This window comes from Pseudomonas sp. 5Vm1k (assembly GCF_056161485.1).
The window spans coordinates 496,892-514,063 of sequence record NZ_JBSPCZ010000003.1; the positions used below are offsets into that span (position 1 = coordinate 496,892).

Consider the following 17,172-nt stretch of genomic DNA (forward strand, 5'->3'; position numbering starts at 1 on the left):
CTCAGCATTGATCCAGTTTTGGCTTCGGTTTGTCGCCGTTGGGGGCGATGTCCATGGCAATCGTTTCGCCTTCGCCAATCTTGCGATATTGCTTGCGCAACTCTTCCAGTTGTTTCAAATCCAGCGCCTCCAGCCCCAACATCGCGTTCTGCGCCTCAGTCGTTACCCGCAGCAACTCATCGATTTTCAAGTGCAAGATATCCGTATCGCGGTTCTGGGTGTTCTGGATCAGGAACACCATCAGGAAGGTGATGATGGTGGTCGAGGTGTTGATGATCAGCTGCCAGGTGTCGTTGTAATGAAAGATCGGCCCGGTCAGCGCCCACACAACAATCAGAATGATCGCAATCAAAAACGTCCGGGGACTGCCAGCCCACAAGGCAAGCTTCTGCGAGATTTTTGCGAATTTCATTGCCGTGTTCCTTATAGGGATGCGCCTGAAATTCAGACAGCGACGGCTTGATGAAAATTCTATTGATCTAGTGACGCCGCAATTTTGTGGGAGCGGGCTTGCTCGCGAAAGCGGTATGTCAGCCAACATGGATGTAGGATCTGATGGCCTCTTCGCGAGCAAGCCCGCTCCCACAGGGTTTGCGCTTAGCTTTTTAGGCTGGATTCTCCAGCAGAAAGCTTCACCTCAACCCCCCAACTGAAATACCCCACCACTTCACAGCTCTGATTCACCAACATAAAACTCAGCTCGCAGGCCGCAACGCCTGGGGTCAGTTGCGAGCATTCCCAATAATGATCATCGGCTAAGTGGCTGCTCGGTTGGGTCGGGTTCGCGGGGTCGGGCGCCGGCACGGTGAGCCCACCTTTCACCAGCAGTTTTGGCGGCGACAGCACTTGGGAATCGCCCACTGCCATGTCGTAGAAAACCACGCTGTGTTCGGCGACCAGGCTCACGGTTCTGCCACGAATATGGAAGGTTGTTCCATTGCTTGCGCTTAATGTCAGTTTGCTGTCATTTTCAGCAATTTTTTTGGAGTTTATCCCGCTAGCCACAAAGATAAATCCATCGCTGATAGTCGTCGGTTTTTCAGCCTCAAGACTTGGGGTTGGATACTTGGCAAGCAGCGATTCAGCATCGATGATCAGCAACACGTTGTTGGCCATCGCGACAGTGGATGAAGGCGATTTGATCGGTTCGGAAGTCATCATGGATTCCTTTCATGATGTTGGCACAACACGGCAGCCGCTTCGGTTCATGCAAGACATCCTGTTCCTGGCGAAACGGCAACGGTCCGGGTTGGCCCCTTGTCGCCAAGGGGCCAGCCTTCGTCAGTTGCGGATGGTGATGAACGGATCCCACGAGCAGCAGCCGACGACTTTGCAGTCGCGATCGACGATCAGGAAGTGGAAGTGGTAGGTCACGCTGCCGCACGACAGGGTTTCCGAAGACCAGTAATGGTTATCGACTTTCTGGCAGCTCGGCACCGATGGATTGCTGGTGTTAGGAACAGCGACGCAGGCTGTGGCCTTGCGTGGCGTTGGTGTGGAGATCAATTCATTGCCGACGTTGCCAATGAATTTGTAGAAAATCACCGCGGTCTCGAAGCTCTGCGACAGGCTGGTTTCACGCCAGCGAATCAAGTCGCCTACCTGCGCTTTCAAATTGAGTTCGCCACCGGCCTGGCCATTGATCACGTTGTCCCGGTTGGTCACCATGTACACATGATTGACATCGATCAGCGTTGGCGAAGCGGGGTTTTTGCTGATGTTCGGGTAGTTTTTCAGAATGGTTTCGGTGTCGATAGAGACCAGCACATCCGTGACTCGAGACATAGTAAAGCTCCTTGTTCATAGTGATTGCCCGGCAATTTTCCAGGCATGACAACGCTTGCTTGCCTTGCGGCCGTTGCTGAAACACTACGGGCGGAACCCACCATGCACGAGGCTTGAACAGGCCTTGCTCCATGCGTGCAAATTGACAGGTCGGGTTCCTTCCGACTGGCCGCGATTAGGACTATAGATGCGAAATATAGGCTGTCAAAATTGCTTGGCTGTTCCCTCGACGAACGGTCAATTTGGTTATGGCTTGCGATGATTTGGCGATAAGAAAATCCCGCTTCAGACCCTCCGTGTTACATAAGTCGAATAGGGCTGGCGCGCGGGATCGAGGTATCGTAGCGAACCGGTTGCCGGCCCAGGCCAGGACAATCCCTCGACAGGAGAACGCAATGAGTTGGTCCGCCAAACAATACGTCGCTTTTGAAGATGAACGCACCCGCCCGGCCCGCGACCTGCTCGCAGCGATCCCGCCCGTGGACGCGCGCTCGGCCATTGACATCGGCTGCGGCCCCGGCAACTCCACCGAGTTGCTGGTGGAGCGTTTCGACAATGCGCTGGTGCGTGGTGTGGACAGTTCGCCCGATATGATCAACGCCGCCCGCAAGCGTCTGCCAGACGTGCAGTTCGACACCGTTGACATCGGAACCTGGAACGATAGCGGCCCGTTCGACGTCATCTTCGCCAACGCGGTTTTGCAGTGGTTACCTGATCACGCAACGTTGTTGCCTTCGCTGGCTTCCCGACTGACGAAGCGCGGGAGCCTGGCGATCCAGATGCCCGACAATCTCAATGAGCCTTCCCACCGTTTAATGCGCGAAGTCGCCGCCAATGGCCCGTGGGCCAGCAAGTTGGCGGACGCTGCCGGGCAGAGGACGGAAATGGCCAGTGCCAGCGCTTACTACTCGATGCTGCGACCGCATTGCGCGCGGGTCGATGTGTGGCGCACGACTTACCATCATCCGCTGACGGGTGGGGCTTCGGGCGTGGTGGAGTGGTTCAAGGGGAGCGGGTTGCGGCCGTTTCTCGATCCGCTGGACGAGGGCGAGCGAGAGGAATATTTGAAGCAGTATCTGGCGGCGATTGAGCAGGCTTATCCGGCGCTGGAGGATGGGACAGTGTTGTTGCCGTTTCCGCGGTTGTTCATTGTCGCGACGCGGTGAAAGCCAATGCCCGTCACCTGAGCGTGACACTGAACCTGTGGCGAGGGAGCTTGCTCCCGCTGGACTGCGCAGCAGTCCCCTTCTTGGGGCCGCTTCGCAGCCCAGCGGGAGCAAGCTCCCTCGCCACAGAGTAATGAGTGTTCGATTTATCTTAGTATCAACGCTCAACCCCAACCAACATCATCATCGGCCGCTCACGCTCCTCCGCCAACGCCGGCTGCGCCGCCACCTGCGCATCCGTCGGCCCCCATTCATTCACATGCTGAATCGCGAATCCCGCCCCAATCAAGGCATTCAACAAAGTTCCCACCGTGCGGTGCTGCTTGATCACACCCTCAGCCAGCCAATTAGTCACCCGCTCGCCTTCCAGCTGATAACTGTCCACCGGCCAACGCTTGCGACCTTCGCCATCAATCAACCAGCCCGGATTACGCGGCGCCATGAAGATCGGGTGCTCGATGGAAAACACAAAACGCGAACCAGGTTTCAGGGCGGCGTGGATATTTTTGAACAGCCCCGGCAGATCCTTGATGTAGTGCAATGCCAGAGAACTGTAGGCCAGATCGAAACTGCCTGCGGGCAGATCAAGTTGCTCCAGATCGGCGCGCGCATATTGGATGTTGGCAGCGAAGGTCGTCTTACGCGCCTGCTCCAGCATCTTCTCCGACACATCAAGACCGAGCACGCTATGAGCGCCTTGTTCACTCGCCCAACGGCTAAACCAACCGTAACCGCAGCCGAGGTCCACCACTTTTAAGCCTTTCATCGGCGGCAACATGGATTGAAGCGCCGGCCATTCAGGCGCGGCATCCAGTCCGCCGATGGAACGGCCCATCTGGCTGTAGCCCTGGAAAAATTCCGGATCGTCGTAAATGTTTTGCGTCATGTTCGGATTGCTCTGCTGAGTTGGTCACGGGCGGCACGAGTTGCCGCCGATTGGTTTCCCTCGAAGAGTGATGGCGCGTATTCGTCGATGGCCGCGCAGGGGGGAGGGTGGTTGCAGGTGAGGGAATGCTAGCGGGGCGAGCACGGAAGGGAAATGGCGTGTGCGTTGGGGATTTGTAAGCACCGTTGCGGTTTATGCCGGTCAGTTAAATGCATTGATCACCACCACCCCTGTGGGAGCGAGCTTGCTCGCGATGACGGTTCAACATTCAATGGATGTACTGCCAGCCAGTTCGCTATCGCGAGCAAGCTCGCTCCCACAGGATTGCGCGTTTGCTGATCGGGATAGGCCATCCAGGCAAACGAAAAGGGCGCCCCAAAAGGCGCCCAATCTAACGTCAGAACTATTGCGCATCCATGCGTCGAGCGATCACGTCCAGCACATCGCAGCCGTCGCGCAAGGGCACGCAGCAGAGCAATGCGAAATCGCTGAGGACCACCGAATCAGATGTGATGTCACCGCGCATCGCGAGGTTTTCAAGCAGCTGCGTCACGGCCCGGATTCTGTAACTGGCCGTGCTGAGCAGTGAGTGCAGCGGTTGTGTCGTGTTGACGAACAGGGAAGGAAGATCGTCGGCGTTGCTGGTTAAAGCCATGTATTCGTTCATGAGTGATTACCGGTTGTAGGTAAAAGACCTACCACTCAATCGTCGCCAAACAATAGGGTGGTAGCTGTACGCGGGTTGGCGAACCGGACAACGGTAAAACCGGCAGACCCGAAGATCTCCCACGCACAGCCACCAAAAAAAGCGTAGCAAAATGCAGTCAGAAAAAGCTCCGAAAAATCCCGGAGTTTTCTGGGTCGTTGTCATCGAGTCGCCAAACCCGACACGCCATTAGGGCGCGGATCGACTATAGGCCTCGTGACAAAGACACAGCAATCCGCAAGTCTACGGACAATTCCTAGAGTAGTGTAGGACGTTGCTATTTCGAGAGTTGACCTCAGCAGAGCCCCGAATAATGGGCTGTTGGCTCTCCATTGGACGGGTGTTTGCCGGCTGTTGAAAGGGAAAGATTAAATCCCGCCCACAAAAAAACCGGCCACATAGGACCGGTTTTTTGTCTATCTCTACATCCCCCGTCAGAAAACCTCAACGCGAGACCAAAATTCGATTGGAGCGGGTGAAGGGAATCGAACCCTCGTTATCAGCTTGGGAAGCTGGAGTAATGCCATTATACGACACCCGCTCAGAGCGGCTGACTTTGTACCAGATGTGCGCGCGGATTTGAAGTTTTTCTTTATGTGCGCTGCATTTAGCACGAGGTGACACGAAGGCATGGACCGCGTGATGGCCATTCGCGGGCAAGCCTTGCTCCTACAGAGGCGGTGGCTTCTATGGGTGCAGGCTTGCTCGCGATGACTCTGTTTCAGATTGCCAGTGCATGGTGGTCCTGGACAAATTGGTAACGCGGTCGGCTGGTGTGTTGCGCCGGTTTCAGGAAGCCCAGCAGTGCGTTTTGGCTGTCTCGGCAGGCGGCTTTGTGTTCCATGTCGAGAAAGTGCCCGGTGGCTTGCAGGGTGCTGAAGGTGGCGTGTTTCACATGGTTGGCGAATAACCGGGCGCCGTCGGCGGCGGTGTATTCGTCCCATTCGCCGTTCATGAACAGCACCGGTACGTCGATTTTCTCGGCAGCCTTGAGGAAGCACTGGCGATCGCTGTGCAGCAGGTCGCTGATGTGGAAGTGCATCTGCCCGTATTCGTGCTCGGCCAGGTTGCTCACGTGGCGATAGTTGAAGCGCTTGAACAGCGACGGCAGGTGCTTGCCGATGGTGCTGTTGACCAGGTTGCCGACCCGGTCGCCGTCCCGGCTGCCGAGGTAGTCGACACCGCGTTCCAGGTAGTCGCGCATGTGCTCGTTGATCTCCGGGGAGAACGAGCTGATCACGGCTTTTTCGATGCGCCGTGGCCGGTGGGCGAGGGCGACCAGGGTCGCGGCGCCACCCCAGGAAAACGACAGCACGTGTTCCGCAGCGAAGTGGTCGATCAGCTCAAGCAAGATCTGTCCTTCGACTTCCTTTGTGAGCAATTTCTCATGCAGGTTGTGGGCTTTTGATTTGCCCGCGTAGGGCTGGTCGTAGCAAACCACATTGAACTGCGGGTGAAGGTTTTTCACGGTCTGAGCAAACGACGCAGTCGTGGCCATCGAGCCGTTGACCAGAATAATGGTCTTCTCTGCGGCGTCTGCGCGATAGAACTCCGTGTAAACCCGATACTGACCCTGTATATCCAGCACAGCGATTTCTGGCCTCATGTCATAAGACTCCTGGGCAAGCGGGTATGCGCGCAAATGAGATTGCACGAGCTTTGTGACAGGTAGGCATACGCCTGGAATTTGGAGCCCATGTCGATCCATTGAAAGCCGGTCGACGGGTTTTATTATTGGCGGGCAGTCTGCCGGGGGAAGGCGGAACCTGAGGGTTCTCTGCCGGCAAAAAGTTTCTTAGAAGTATGTTGTGACTCGTCGGTCACAATCTGGCCGACGTCCTGATTCAAGCAGGGGGGACGGCATCGCGCAAGTGTCATTCGTAAATTGTTCGACAACTTCTGCTGAGCGGTCGCCTGCTTAGATCAATTGAATCTCTTCGGTGCGCAACGCGCGATACTCGCCCGGTTTTAGCGCGTTATCGAGCACCAGCGGGCCCATGCTTTCGCGGTGCAGGCGCAGCACCTTGTTGTCGAAGTGGCCGAACATGCGCTTCACCTGGTGATAACGACCTTCGACGATGCTCAGCCGCGCGGACTTCGCACCGAGCAGCACCAGCTCGGCGGGTTGGGTGGTGAGATCTTCGAAGGCGAAGTACAGCCCCTCGGTAAAGGTGACTGCATACTCCGGGCCGATGTCCTGTTCGGTCTCGACGTAATAGACCTTCGGCAGTTTGGTCTGCGGTTGGGTCAGGCGTCGCGACCAACTGCCGTCATTGGTGATGATCATCAGGCCGGTGGTGTTGAAGTCCAGGCGCCCGGCGATGTGCAGGTCATCCTTGTCCGGTTCGTCGATCAGATCGAGCACCGTCGGGTGTTGCGGATCGCGGGTGGCGCTGACGCAGCCGGGTGGCTTGTTCAGCATGAAGTAGCGCGCCGGTTTGCCGACTTGCAGCACTTCGTCGTCGACTTCGACACAGCTGAATTCCAGCACTTCGCTGTGAGGATCGCTGACGACCTCTCCGTCGATGCGCACGCGTTTTTCCACCAGCAACAGACGAACCTGCTTACGGTTGAAGCGCGGCAGGTTGCTGAGAAAACGGTCTACACGCATCGGTTAAAAATCGGACGGAGAAGGGGCGCGCATCTTACGTGATCGGCCGGGCGGCTGCTTGCAACTGCGCCTCGACCTGGGCGCAACGCGGGCACAGGCAGGAGAGGTCGCGCAGTTCGGCCGGCAGTGCTTCAAGAACCGCCGGGTCGATGCTGACGCCGTAGCACCAGCAGGCGCGGTCGGCGGTTCGTGGGTCGGCCAGGCTGCAGTCGTTGGGCGCGCCGCAGGCCGGGCAGTGGTCAGGCCGGTTCATAAATAATCAGTCATAAACAGAGTGAGACATTTCCACGCAGGTGCGGTTGCGGCCGGCTTGCTTGGCCCGGTACATCGCATGATCGGCCCGGGACAGCAGCGTATGCAAGGTTTCATCCGGTTGCAGGGTGGTCAGGCCGATGCTGACGGTCAGCTGCAGTTCCTTGTCGTTGTAGGCATAGCGCTGTTTTTCCACATGCTGACGAATTTTCTCGGCGATTTTCTGACCGGTCTCACCGTCGGTGTCTTTGAGCAGCACGATGAATTCCTCACCGCCCCAACGGCAGACGATGTCGGAGTGCCGCAGGCAGCTTTCCAGGTCCCGGGCAAAACCGATCAGCACCTGATCACCGGCGAGGTGGCCGTAGGTATCGTTCAACACCTTGAAATGATCGAGGTCCAGCAACAGCGCGGTGAGCGGTTTCGGTTCGCGCTGGGCTTCATGCATGGCTTGCGCCGCCAACAGGTCGAAACCGCGACGGTTGGGCAGTTCGGTCAGGCTGTCGAGGGTAGCCTGGGCCTGGATCTTGCCCTGATAGCGTTTGATTACGCGGTTGAGCAGCGCCAGCACAATCGAGGTAACGAGCAAGCAGATCAGCAGGTTGAGGTACAGCGACTGGCGGATTTCACTGAGGGCACCGTCTTCGCGTTTATCGACAAACAGGTACCAGTTCAGCTCCGGAATAAACCGCACGTTGAGGAAATGTCCCTGGCCCTGGACGGAATATTCGTAGCTGCCGCTGTGAGGTTTGGGCAACTGGCTGACCAGGCCTTTCATGCTGTCGAGATCGCCCAGGCTCCGGCCGGCCCGCGCACCGTCGGGACCACCTTCGGCACCGGTAAGCACCAAGCGGCCGAAGGTGTCGACGAAGTACACGCTGCGTTGATAGCGCTGTTGATACTTGTCGATCAACTTGATCACCGCATCCACCGTCAAGCCGACGCCGGCCGCACCGATAAAGCGTTTGTTGTAGTCGTAGACCTTGTAGTTGATGAAGAACGTCAGGTTGTCCTTGTTGGCCAGGTCCGGGTCGACGTTGATCTCGTAGGGTTCTTTCATGTCGCGAACGCGGAAATACCAGGCGTCACGCGGCTCATCGATCCTGACCTGCTTGAGCACGCCTTTGGCGTGGTAGTAGGTCAGGCTGCTGTTGGAGACGAAAAACGCGGTGTAGGCACCGTAGTGGGTCATGACTTCGTTGAGGTAGCGGGTCATCTGGTCGGGCTCGTGCTCGCCATTGACCACCCAATCACGCATGAAGGTGTCGCGGGACATCATCGAGGAAATCAGGATCGGTCTGACAAGGTCTTTCTGGATTTCCGAGTAGACCGTGTCGGAGGTCAGCGGCAGTTCGGTGTTGACGATGTTGTCGCGGATCGAGGCTCGCGAGGCGTAGTAGCTGAGAAACGAGGTGGCGAGGAAACCGGCGCCCAATAACGCGATCAGCGTGAGGACCAACGAACGTTGGGAATACAGCGGCGAGCGAAGCGGCATGGTGGTTCCGTTGGCAGTGACCCGATGGCATGCATTCTAGTGGGATGGCGGGGAAATAACTGCGGGATTTGTGGGGGGAATGATGGGTGATTTGGGTTAATTGAGAGTTGTGGTGAAAGTAAGAGCCACCCCTCACCCCAGCCCTCCCGAAACGTCGGACCGCCCCAGAGGGGAGAGGGGAAAGGGAGCAGACCGTATGCTTTTCAGATATTACGTTCGGCTCGATAGCTCAGGTCGATGTAAGTCGTATGAACACCTCGGTCAGTCCCCTCGCCCCTCTGGGGCGGTCCGACGTTTCGGGAGGGCTAGGGTGAGGGGTGGATGTCGGATCAGTCGCGAGTCTCAAGATAAGCCCGCCACCCGCCGAGATGACTGATATCCACCGCGCCCTCTAGTCCGTAAGCCTCACAAATAAACCCGCTCTCCCACCGCCCATCCGCCAGTTGCACCTTGCCCAGCCCCAGCGGCGCCGGGATCCCGGTCAGGAACGAACCCAATTCACTGCTCGGCAATTCCCATACTTCCACCGCAATCGCCACACCACCGTCCTTCACCCGCACCATTCCCGGACGAAACGGCGGGCCGCCGGCCAACGCGTACAACTGATAGTCCGGCGAACTCAACGTTGATTCGACCAACCGGGCCCCACGCTGCTCGAGTTGCCAGTTCAACGCCAACCCATCCAGATGCGCACCACACACCACCAGCCGCGCGTAATCATGGCGTGCCACCGTCGTCGGCGCCTGCGAAGCCAAGCCTTGCTGACGTTGCAGAGCATCCGCCACGCTCAACAAATACTGATCGGTAAACGCCCGGCCAAACAACGTCACGCCCCACGGTAAACCGTTGCCCATGAACCCGCTGGGCACGGCAACGGCGGCGTAGTCGAGCAGATTCATGAAGTTGGTGTAGTAACCCAGTTCCGAATTGCGCAGCACCGGTTCCGCCGCCAGTTCCGCCAAAGTGACAGGGCGGCCAATGGTTGGCGTGAGCACGCAATCCAGTCCTTCCAGCGCCTGGTCGCACAGGGCTTTCAAGGTTTGCAATCGATACTGCGCGCGGAAAGTTTGCACGCCGGTCACCGCCGGGGCCTTGGCCAGTACGGCGCGAATAACCGGCAACACCGCTTCCGGATTTTGCTCCATCAACTCACCGGCCACGCTGTAGCGCTCGGCCACCCATGGGCCTTCGTAGAGCAACTGCGCGGCTTCGAGGAACGGCGACAGATCCAGCTCCACCGCTTCACCGCCCATGGCTTTGAGCTGATCGATGGCATCGCCGAACAACAACGGGCCTTCGGGGCAGCCGAAAAATTCCAGGTCTTGCGCACGGGGCACACCGAAACGGAAGGGCCGAGGCGCACCAAATGCCGAGCCGTCATTCCACAACGGATTGCTGCGGCTGTACGAATCCCGTGGGTCAAGACGCGCGGTCAGCGCCAGCAACTGACTGGCTTCGCGAGCGGTCGCAGTGAAGGTCGTGACGCAATCCAGCGTGCGACAGGCTGGCACCACACCGCCGGTGGAAATCAGCCCTTTGGTGGCTTTCAACCCCACCAGATTATTCAACGCCGCCGGCACCCGGCCGGAGCCCGCCGTGTCCGTCCCCAGGGAAAAACTCGCCACGCCCAACGCCACCGCCAACGAAGACCCGGCGCTGGAACCGCCCGATGGATACTCCGGCAACACGCTGTTCGGGCACGCGCCATACGGCGAGCGACTGCCGTTCAGTCCGGTGGCGAATTGGTCGAGGTTAGTCTTGCCCAATGGAATCGCCCCCAGCGCCAGCAACTGCTCGACGATGGTCGCCGAGCGCTCCGGAACATAAGCAAACGCGGGACACGCGGCAGTGGTGGGAATACCTGCGAGGTCGATGTTGTCCTTGATCGCAAACGGGACGCCATACAGCGGCAGGCTATCGAGGTCGCGACCGTCGAGTGCGGCGAGATACGGCTCCAGTTCCTCGACGCTCAGCAAATGAATGAACAAGTGATAATCCGGGTTCAGCGCCGCGGCTTTGTCCCGCAGGCCCAGCAGCAATTGCCGAGGCGTGATTTGACCATCGCGATAGACGCTGCGCAGGGCGTCGAGTTGCAGATTGAAATTCATGATTCGATCCTTTTCAAAATGAGTTCAGTCGAGGTCCAGCACCACGACCCGCTGCCCGGCGCGCACCGCCGAACCCGGTTGTACGCGAATCTCCCGCACCACCCCGGCCATCGGCGCGAGCAACGGGATTTCCATCTTCATCGACTCCAGAATCACCAGCACATCCCCGGCCTCGACCCGCGCGCCGGTTTCAACCTGCACCTGCCAGAGATTGCCGGCGATGTGGCTGTCGACGCTCTGTTGACCGCTGGCCAGCGGCGCGTCTTCGGTGGCTTCGGGGACCAGTTCCTCGCTGTCGAAATGCGCCTGGCCGCTGGCGATCCAGCGTTCGCGCTCAGCGTTGAACGCGCCTTTTTGTTGATCCCGAAACGCGGCAATACTCTCCGCTTCTTGCGCCAGAAAACCTTGGTAATCCGCCAGGTTCAACTGGCTGTGTTCGATGTTCAGCTCGAAGCGCCCGAGGGGGAAATCCCGGCGAATGCGCAGCAACTCATCGGCGCTCACCGGATAGAAGCGAATCTGATCAAAGAACCTTAGCAGCCACGGTTTGCCGTCGAACGCGGCGACCTCGCGGTAGCGATTCCACATCTGCAACGTGCGGCCAACGAACTGATAACCGCCAGGGCCTTCCATGCCGTACACGCACATGTACGCGCCACCGATGCCCACCGAATTCTCGGCGGTCCAGGTGCGCGCCGGGTTGTATTTGGTGGTCACCAGACGATGGCGCGGATCGAGCGGGGTGGCGACCGGTGCGCCGAGGTAAACGTCACCGAGGCCCATCACCAGATAACTGGCGTCGAACACCGTGCGCTGCACTTCGTCGAGGTTCGGCAGGTCGTTGATGCGACGGATGAACTCCAGATTGCTCGGGCACCACGGTGCGTCCTTGCGCACGGTGGTCATGTATTTCTCGATCGCCAACTGACACGCCGGGTCGTCCCAGGACAGCGGCAGATGCACGATGCGCGAGGGTACTTGCAGGTCCTTGGCGGCGCATACGGAGTCCCATTCTCCGGCGATGATGCCGAGCAGGTCGGTGAGGGGGAGTTGCTCGGGTTGGTAGTGGACTTGCAGGGAGCGAATGCCGGGCGTGAGGTCGATGACACCGTGCAGGTGTTTGGATTCCAGGGCCTGCATCAGGGCGTGGGCGCGGAAGCGTAGGACCAGGTCGAGTTCGGGGGCGCCGATTTCCAGGAGTAGGTGTGTGTCGCCCGACAATCGCGCTACCAGCCTTGTATCCCCCTGACCGATATCCAACACAACAGGCGACTCAATCCCCTGTGGGAGCGGGCTTGCTCGCGAAGGCGTCATGTCAGTCGGTATTAATGTGTCTGATACACCGCTTTCGCGAGCAAGCCCGCTCCCACAGGGGGTATCCCATTTCAAGGCGAGATTTCGGGCGGTCTTGAGATCAACTGGCAGGAATTGAACCTTATCCCCAGCCTTAAGCTGCCCCAACTGCCAAAGATCCGCCTCGATCACCGTCACCGGGCACACAAACCCACCCAGGCTCGGGCCATCCGGGCCGAGGATCACCGGCATATCCCCGGTGAAATCCACCGCCCCAATCGCATACGGATTGTCATGAATATTCGACGGATGCAGCCCAGCCTCACCACCATCCGCCCGCACCCATTGCGGCTTCGGCCCGATCAAGCGCACGCCGGTGCGGCTGGAGTTGAAATGCACTTCCCACTGCGTCGCAAAGAAAGTGCCGATGTAGTTTTCGGTGAAGTACTCCGGCGCGCCATGCGGGCCGTAGATCACCCGAATCTGCCGCACGGCAGGCAACTCAGCGATTTCAGACAATTGCCCTCCAACGCTGCGATCACTCAACACCGGCACATGCAACACATCCCCGGCCCGCAGCGCCCGACCGCCATGACCACCAAACTGACCAAGGGTGAAGGTGCTTTTGCTACCCAGATAATCCGGCACTTGCAGCCCGCCGCGCAGGCACAGATAGCTACGGGCGCCAGCCCCGGCGATTGTCCCAAGGCTCAATGTGGCACCTGCAGGAATCAGCAATGCGCTGTTCATCGGCACGACTTCGCCATTCAACGTCAGTGGAATCACCGCACCGGTAACCGCCACAACGGCTTCGCAATTGAAGCGCAGCAACGGCCCGCTCATGGTGATTTCCAGCGCCGCCACGCCTTCGTCATTACCCAGCAACCGGTTACCCAAACGCAACGCCCGACTGTCCATCGGCCCCGACGGCGGCACGCCGACCGCCCAGTAACCGAGGCGCCCCGGATAATCCTGAACGCTGGTTTGCGTACCCGCGCTCAACACTTCAAACGTGTTCGCCTGATACACCAGACCTTCCAGGCAACGCGTCCACGGCTGACCGCTGGCGAAGGGCGCATCGAGCAAAATCTGCCGCAAATAATCGCGGTTGGTTTCCACCCCGTAGAGCAGGCTGTCGCCCAGGGCCTGATGCAGATCGGCAGCCGCTTCGTCGCGGGTCGGCGCCCAACTGATGACCTTGGCAATCATCGGATCGAAGTACGGCGGGATCTCGCAACCGGCTTCGACCCAGGTATCGATACGCAGGTGTTTGCCATCAGCAACAGGGAAGTTCACCGCCGTCAGCAGGCCCGGACTCGGCTGGAAATCCCGGCCCGGATCTTCCGCGTACAGCCGCGCCTGAATCGCATGACCTTCAGCTTTCAAGCCTCGGCTCAATTCACTCAACGGCGGTAAATCACCGGCCGCCAGTTCGACCATCCAGCGCACCAGGTCCACGCCCCACACTTGTTCGGTGACCCCGTGCTCCACCTGCAACCGCGTGTTCACTTCCAGAAAGTAGAAGCGCTGATCCTCACTGTCGAAGACAAACTCCACTGTGCCGGCGCTACGGTAATTCACCGCTTTGGCGAGTTTGATTGCCGCCAGGCACAGCTCATCCGCCATGCCCTCGGGCAGGTTCGGCGCCGGGGTTTCTTCGAGGACTTTCTGGTTACGCCGCTGCACCGAACAGTCGCGCACGCCGAGGGCAATCACCTCGCCGCGACCGTCGCCGAACACCTGCACTTCCAGATGCCGGGCGCGCTGGATGTACTTCTCGATGAACACCCCGGCGTCGCTGAAATTGTTCTGGCCCAGGCGTTTGACCGCCTCAAAGGACTCGCTCAACTCCGCAGCGCTGCGGCACACGCGCATGCCGATGCCGCCACCGCCGGCGGTGCTTTTCAGCATTACCGGGTAGCCGACTTGTTCACCGGCAATCAGCGCCGCGTCGAGGCTATCGAGCAGCTCGGTGCCTTCGAGCATCGGCACGCCGTGTTGCTTGGCCAGGGCGCGGGCGGTGTGCTTGAGGCCGAACACCCGCAGTTGTTCTGGCGTCGGGCCGATAAAGGCGATGTTGGCCGCTTCGCAGGCTTCGGCGAACGCGGCGTTTTCCGAAAGAAAACCGTAGCCGGGATGAATCGCCGTGGCGCCAGTGGCTTGGGCGATGGCGAGGATTTTATCCACCGCCAGATAGGTGCCAGCGGCGGCGCCGTCTCCGAGGCTGTGGGCTTCATCGGCTTGCAGAATGTGCAGGCTCGCGGCATCAGCTTCGGAGTAGACGGCGACACCTTTGACCTGCAATTCCCCGAGGGTGCGCAGGATGCGGCAGGCAATCGCGCCACGGTTGGCAATCAGGACTTTTTCGAACATGGCAAAACCCCCGGAGGCGATAACGCATCAGCCTCGACCTGGGATGCGGGCCGTCCCGCAGTTTTTCGATAGGCGCCGAGGTCGTCCCCGACGGCAAAATCACCAAACTTGAAAATACCGCTGAACCCCTGTGGGAGCGGGCTTGCTCGCGAAGAGGGCGTGTCAGTCGCTATCAATGTGTCTGGCACACCGCTTTCGCGAGCAAGCCCGCTCCCACATTGGGATTAGTGGTGTTTGGGGGATTTAATGCATTGCCCCGAACGCGCCTGGCACAGGGCAAACAACCACTTACGCAACCGCGCTATTTTCAGTTCCATACCAGTAACTCCGCAGGCGTTGGGTTGTAGGCGTTGCACGGGTTGTTCAGCTGCGGGCAGTTGGAAATCAACACAATCACGTCCATCTCCGCCCGCAAATCCACGTATTTCCCCGGCGCTGAAATCCCGTCTTCAAAGGTCAGTCCACCATCAGCGGTAACCGGCACGTTCATGAAGAAATTGATGTTCGGCCCGATGTCACTTTTGCCCAGTCGCCCGTCATGCACGCAGGCCCGCAGATAGTTGTCGCGGCAGCTGTGCATGTAGCGTTTTTCCAGCGCGTAACGCACGGTGTTGCTCTCTTGCGCGCAGGCGCCGCCGAGGGTGTCGTGACGCCCGCAAGTGTCGGCGACGATGGTCAGCATCGGTTGGCCGAGGTTGGAATAGAGCACGCTGCCCGTGCTCAGGTAGACGCTGTTCTGCCGGCGCAAGGTGCGTTGCACGTCGTAGCGTTCCTTTGGGTTGGCGACGCTGTAGAACAAGGTGTCGACGGCTTGATTGCCTTCCAGGTCGAGGATGCGCAAGGTCTGGCCGGCCTTGACCTCCATCAGCCAGGGTTCGCCGGCGGGGATGGTGGCGCGGTAGATCGCGGTTTCTGGCTGCTTGGTGGCGGTAGCGATGGCGAGTGACATGGCAGCGATCCTCAGGCGAACAAACGGTCGGTGTTGATGAAGCCGCGCTCGTTTTCCGGGCGCGAGGTGCGGCAGTGTTCGGCGACGCTGGCGTCGGCGTTCACCCAGCTCAACTTCAGTGGTTTTGGTGCGTACTCTGGTGACGGGTCCATCGGATGTTGCAGCGCGGTGAGCACCACCAGCGTGTCCATCGGCGCGTACAACTCGATGTAGTCGCCAGCCATGGAATTGCCTTCGATGAAGTGGAAACGTCCGGCCTCATCGACGTTCACGCGGCTGAACAGGTTGAGCGTCATCAGCAAATCCGAGAGGCCCAACCCCCACTTGCCCAGTTCCACCAACAGGTTGTCGGTGCCGTTGCGGAAGAAGCCGTTGCGCAGTTCCTGATAGCGGCCGGCGCCGTACTTTTGCGCGACTTCCTCAGCGCAGAGCACGCCGCCGAGGCTGTCGCTCCAACCGCAGGTGTCGGCGGTGATAGCGGCCAATACGCGGCCCATGTCCGAGTACAAACAATGGCCGGCGGTGAGCTTGGCGGTGTGTTGGCATTTGAGGCTGTCGGGCAGATTCAGGCGTTCGGTTTTTTCGTTGGCGTTGAGCAGCGTCAGGCTGACGTTGGCGCCGCCGCGCAGGTCGGTCAGGCGCAGCAATTGGCCGCGTTTCAACACGAAGGAACGATGGCCGCCGCCGGGGAGCATTTCTTCGGCGAAGGGCGGGAACAGTTGGGTCGAATCATTCATTTGCAAACTCCTCTTAAGCGGTGCGAAGCGTGCCTGCCAGCTCAGCCGGCAAGGCATCGACGGCGGCGCGAGTGGCGCGGCGGTCGCTGTTCAAAGGGATGTCGTAGGTGATGCGCGCGCCATAGGCGCCGGGGGCGTGCGGGTCGACGCGGACCTTGTCGAACACCAGCAAACGAGTGCCCAGGCTGAAACCTTCGGACAGGTCATGGGTGACCATGAACACCGTCAGTTGCGTCTCGCGCCACAGCTCCAGCAGCAGGCCGTGCATGTCTTTGCGGATGCCCGGATCAAGAGCGCCGAACGGTTCGTCGAGCAGCAACACCCGCGGTTTCATGATCAGCGCCTGGGCGATGGCCAATCGTTGTTGCATGCCGCCGGAGAGCTGCGCCGGGTACTTGTCCAGCGAATGGCCGAGGCCGACTTTGTGCAGCAGCACCGAGGCCTGTTCGCGGGCGTCTTTTTTCGCGCTGCCGAACAGGCGCCCGAGCAGTGGCGAGCGCGGCAGCTCGAGGCCGAGGGCGACGTTGTCCAGCACGGTAAGGTGCGGGAACACCGAGTAGCGCTGGAACACCACGCCACGGCTCGAATCCGGTTCGCCGGCCAGGGCCTGGCCGTCCAGCAAGATCTCGCCGCGACTGGCTTTTTCCTGACCCAGCAACAGGCGCAGGAAGGTCGATTTGCCGCAACCAGACGCGCCGACGAGGGTGCAGAACTCACCTTCGTTGACGCTCAAATTCAGCCCTTCGAGCACCACTTGATCGGCGTACTGCTGCCAGACGTTTTTCACTGTGATGAAGCTCATGCCCGCGCT

General features: G+C 59.4%; 15 protein-coding genes and 1 tRNA gene. 1 reads left to right on the forward strand and 15 read right to left on the reverse strand.

From position 1 onward, the window contains the following. Window position 1 precedes the first annotated feature (1 nt). The 3 genes from ACWIKB_RS08880 to ACWIKB_RS08890 all read right to left on the reverse strand — a co-directional run bounded on the left by ACWIKB_RS08880 (window position 2) and on the right by ACWIKB_RS08890 (window position 1,785). Window positions 2–412 carry a low affinity iron permease family protein gene (locus ACWIKB_RS08880; protein ID WP_475266240.1) on the reverse strand — a complete coding sequence of 137 codons (411 nt, stop codon included), beginning with the start codon at window positions 410–412 and terminating at the stop codon, window positions 2–4. Between the two features lie 185 nt (window positions 413–597). Next, window positions 598–1,158 carry an AidA/PixA family protein gene (locus tag ACWIKB_RS08885; RefSeq protein WP_475266332.1) on the reverse strand — a complete coding sequence of 187 codons (561 nt, stop codon included), beginning with the start codon at window positions 1,156–1,158 and terminating at the stop codon, window positions 598–600. A gap of 123 nt (window positions 1,159–1,281) precedes the next feature. Beyond that, entirely contained in the window at window positions 1,282–1,785 is a 504-nt protein-coding gene (locus tag ACWIKB_RS08890; protein ID WP_475266241.1) for an inclusion body family protein, read from the reverse strand. A gap of 395 nt (window positions 1,786–2,180) precedes the next feature. On the opposite strand from ACWIKB_RS08890, the gene tam reads away from it, so the two are divergent. Further along, window positions 2,181–2,951 carry a trans-aconitate 2-methyltransferase gene (gene tam / locus ACWIKB_RS08895; RefSeq protein WP_475266242.1) on the forward strand — a complete coding sequence of 257 codons (771 nt, stop codon included), beginning with the start codon at window positions 2,181–2,183 and terminating at the stop codon, window positions 2,949–2,951. A 157-nt stretch (window positions 2,952–3,108) separates the two neighbouring features. On the opposite strand, the gene ACWIKB_RS08900 is transcribed toward tam, so the two are convergent. From ACWIKB_RS08900 to ACWIKB_RS08955, 12 genes are all read right to left on the reverse strand, one after another. Then, entirely contained in the window at window positions 3,109–3,837 is a 729-nt protein-coding gene (locus ACWIKB_RS08900) for a class I SAM-dependent methyltransferase (protein ID WP_475266243.1), read from the reverse strand. A gap of 403 nt (window positions 3,838–4,240) precedes the next feature. After that, complete coding sequence (locus ACWIKB_RS08905; protein WP_475266244.1) at window positions 4,241–4,504, reverse strand: short-chain dehydrogenase; 264 nt, start codon at window positions 4,502–4,504, stop codon at window positions 4,241–4,243. A 506-nt stretch (window positions 4,505–5,010) separates the two neighbouring features. Beyond that, window positions 5,011–5,084, reverse strand: a tRNA-Gly gene (locus ACWIKB_RS08910). A 180-nt stretch (window positions 5,085–5,264) separates the two neighbouring features. Beyond that, window positions 5,265–6,149 (reverse strand): alpha/beta fold hydrolase, encoded by an 885-nt coding sequence (locus tag ACWIKB_RS08915; protein WP_475266245.1) that lies wholly within the window; start codon window positions 6,147–6,149, stop codon window positions 5,265–5,267. 312 nt (window positions 6,150–6,461) lie between these two features. Continuing rightward, window positions 6,462–7,154 carry a pseudouridine synthase gene (locus ACWIKB_RS08920; protein ID WP_475266246.1) on the reverse strand — a complete coding sequence of 231 codons (693 nt, stop codon included), beginning with the start codon at window positions 7,152–7,154 and terminating at the stop codon, window positions 6,462–6,464. 34 nt (window positions 7,155–7,188) lie between these two features. Further along, window positions 7,189–7,407: a cysteine-rich CWC family protein gene (locus tag ACWIKB_RS08925; RefSeq protein ID WP_475266247.1), complete on the reverse strand. Its 219-nt coding sequence runs from the start codon at window positions 7,405–7,407 to the stop codon at window positions 7,189–7,191. Window positions 7,408–7,413: 6 nt separating this feature from the next. After that, window positions 7,414–8,901, reverse strand: coding sequence for a sensor domain-containing diguanylate cyclase (locus tag ACWIKB_RS08930; RefSeq protein ID WP_475266248.1), 1,488 nt, complete (start codon window positions 8,899–8,901; stop codon window positions 7,414–7,416). Between the two features lie 329 nt (window positions 8,902–9,230). Next, the gene (gene atzF / locus ACWIKB_RS08935) at window positions 9,231–11,009 is read right to left on the reverse strand and encodes an allophanate hydrolase (RefSeq protein WP_475266249.1); all 1,779 of its coding nucleotides are present in this window, start codon (window positions 11,007–11,009) and stop codon (window positions 9,231–9,233) included. A gap of 24 nt (window positions 11,010–11,033) precedes the next feature. Next, on the reverse strand, window positions 11,034–14,675 hold the full coding sequence (gene uca, locus ACWIKB_RS08940) for an urea carboxylase (protein ID WP_475266250.1): 3,642 nt from the start codon (window positions 14,673–14,675) through the stop codon (window positions 11,034–11,036). A 307-nt stretch (window positions 14,676–14,982) separates the two neighbouring features. Beyond that, on the reverse strand, window positions 14,983–15,624 hold the full coding sequence (locus ACWIKB_RS08945) for an urea amidolyase associated protein UAAP2 (RefSeq protein WP_475266251.1): 642 nt from the start codon (window positions 15,622–15,624) through the stop codon (window positions 14,983–14,985). Window positions 15,625–15,635: 11 nt separating this feature from the next. Next, complete coding sequence (locus tag ACWIKB_RS08950; RefSeq protein WP_475266252.1) at window positions 15,636–16,361, reverse strand: urea amidolyase associated protein UAAP1; 726 nt, start codon at window positions 16,359–16,361, stop codon at window positions 15,636–15,638. Window positions 16,362–16,374: 13 nt separating this feature from the next. Then, window positions 16,375–17,163: an ABC transporter ATP-binding protein gene (locus ACWIKB_RS08955; RefSeq protein ID WP_475266253.1), complete on the reverse strand. Its 789-nt coding sequence runs from the start codon at window positions 17,161–17,163 to the stop codon at window positions 16,375–16,377. Window positions 17,164–17,172: the final 9 nt, after the last annotated feature.

Coding starts and splice junctions, on each gene's coding strand:
- ACWIKB_RS08880 (WP_475266240.1), bottom strand. CDS start 412: ATGAAATTCGCAAAAATCTCGCAGAAGCTTGCCTTGTGGGCTGGCAGT.
- ACWIKB_RS08885 (WP_475266332.1), bottom strand. CDS start 1,158: ATGACTTCCGAACCGATCAAATCGCCTTCATCCACTGTCGCGATGGCC.
- ACWIKB_RS08890 (WP_475266241.1), bottom strand. CDS start 1,785: ATGTCTCGAGTCACGGATGTGCTGGTCTCTATCGACACCGAAACCATT.
- tam (WP_475266242.1), top strand. CDS start 2,181: ATGAGTTGGTCCGCCAAACAATACGTCGCTTTTGAAGATGAACGCACC.
- ACWIKB_RS08900 (WP_475266243.1), bottom strand. CDS start 3,837: ATGACGCAAAACATTTACGACGATCCGGAATTTTTCCAGGGCTACAGC.
- ACWIKB_RS08905 (WP_475266244.1), bottom strand. CDS start 4,504: ATGAACGAATACATGGCTTTAACCAGCAACGCCGACGATCTTCCTTCC.
- ACWIKB_RS08915 (WP_475266245.1), bottom strand. CDS start 6,149: ATGAGGCCAGAAATCGCTGTGCTGGATATACAGGGTCAGTATCGGGTT.
- ACWIKB_RS08920 (WP_475266246.1), bottom strand. CDS start 7,154: ATGCGTGTAGACCGTTTTCTCAGCAACCTGCCGCGCTTCAACCGTAAG.
- ACWIKB_RS08925 (WP_475266247.1), bottom strand. CDS start 7,407: ATGAACCGGCCTGACCACTGCCCGGCCTGCGGCGCGCCCAACGACTGC.
- ACWIKB_RS08930 (WP_475266248.1), bottom strand. CDS start 8,901: ATGCCGCTTCGCTCGCCGCTGTATTCCCAACGTTCGTTGGTCCTCACG.
- atzF (WP_475266249.1), bottom strand. CDS start 11,009: ATGAATTTCAATCTGCAACTCGACGCCCTGCGCAGCGTCTATCGCGAT.
- uca (WP_475266250.1), bottom strand. CDS start 14,675: ATGTTCGAAAAAGTCCTGATTGCCAACCGTGGCGCGATTGCCTGCCGC.
- ACWIKB_RS08945 (WP_475266251.1), bottom strand. CDS start 15,624: ATGTCACTCGCCATCGCTACCGCCACCAAGCAGCCAGAAACCGCGATC.
- ACWIKB_RS08950 (WP_475266252.1), bottom strand. CDS start 16,361: ATGAATGATTCGACCCAACTGTTCCCGCCCTTCGCCGAAGAAATGCTC.
- ACWIKB_RS08955 (WP_475266253.1), bottom strand. CDS start 17,163: ATGAGCTTCATCACAGTGAAAAACGTCTGGCAGCAGTACGCCGATCAA.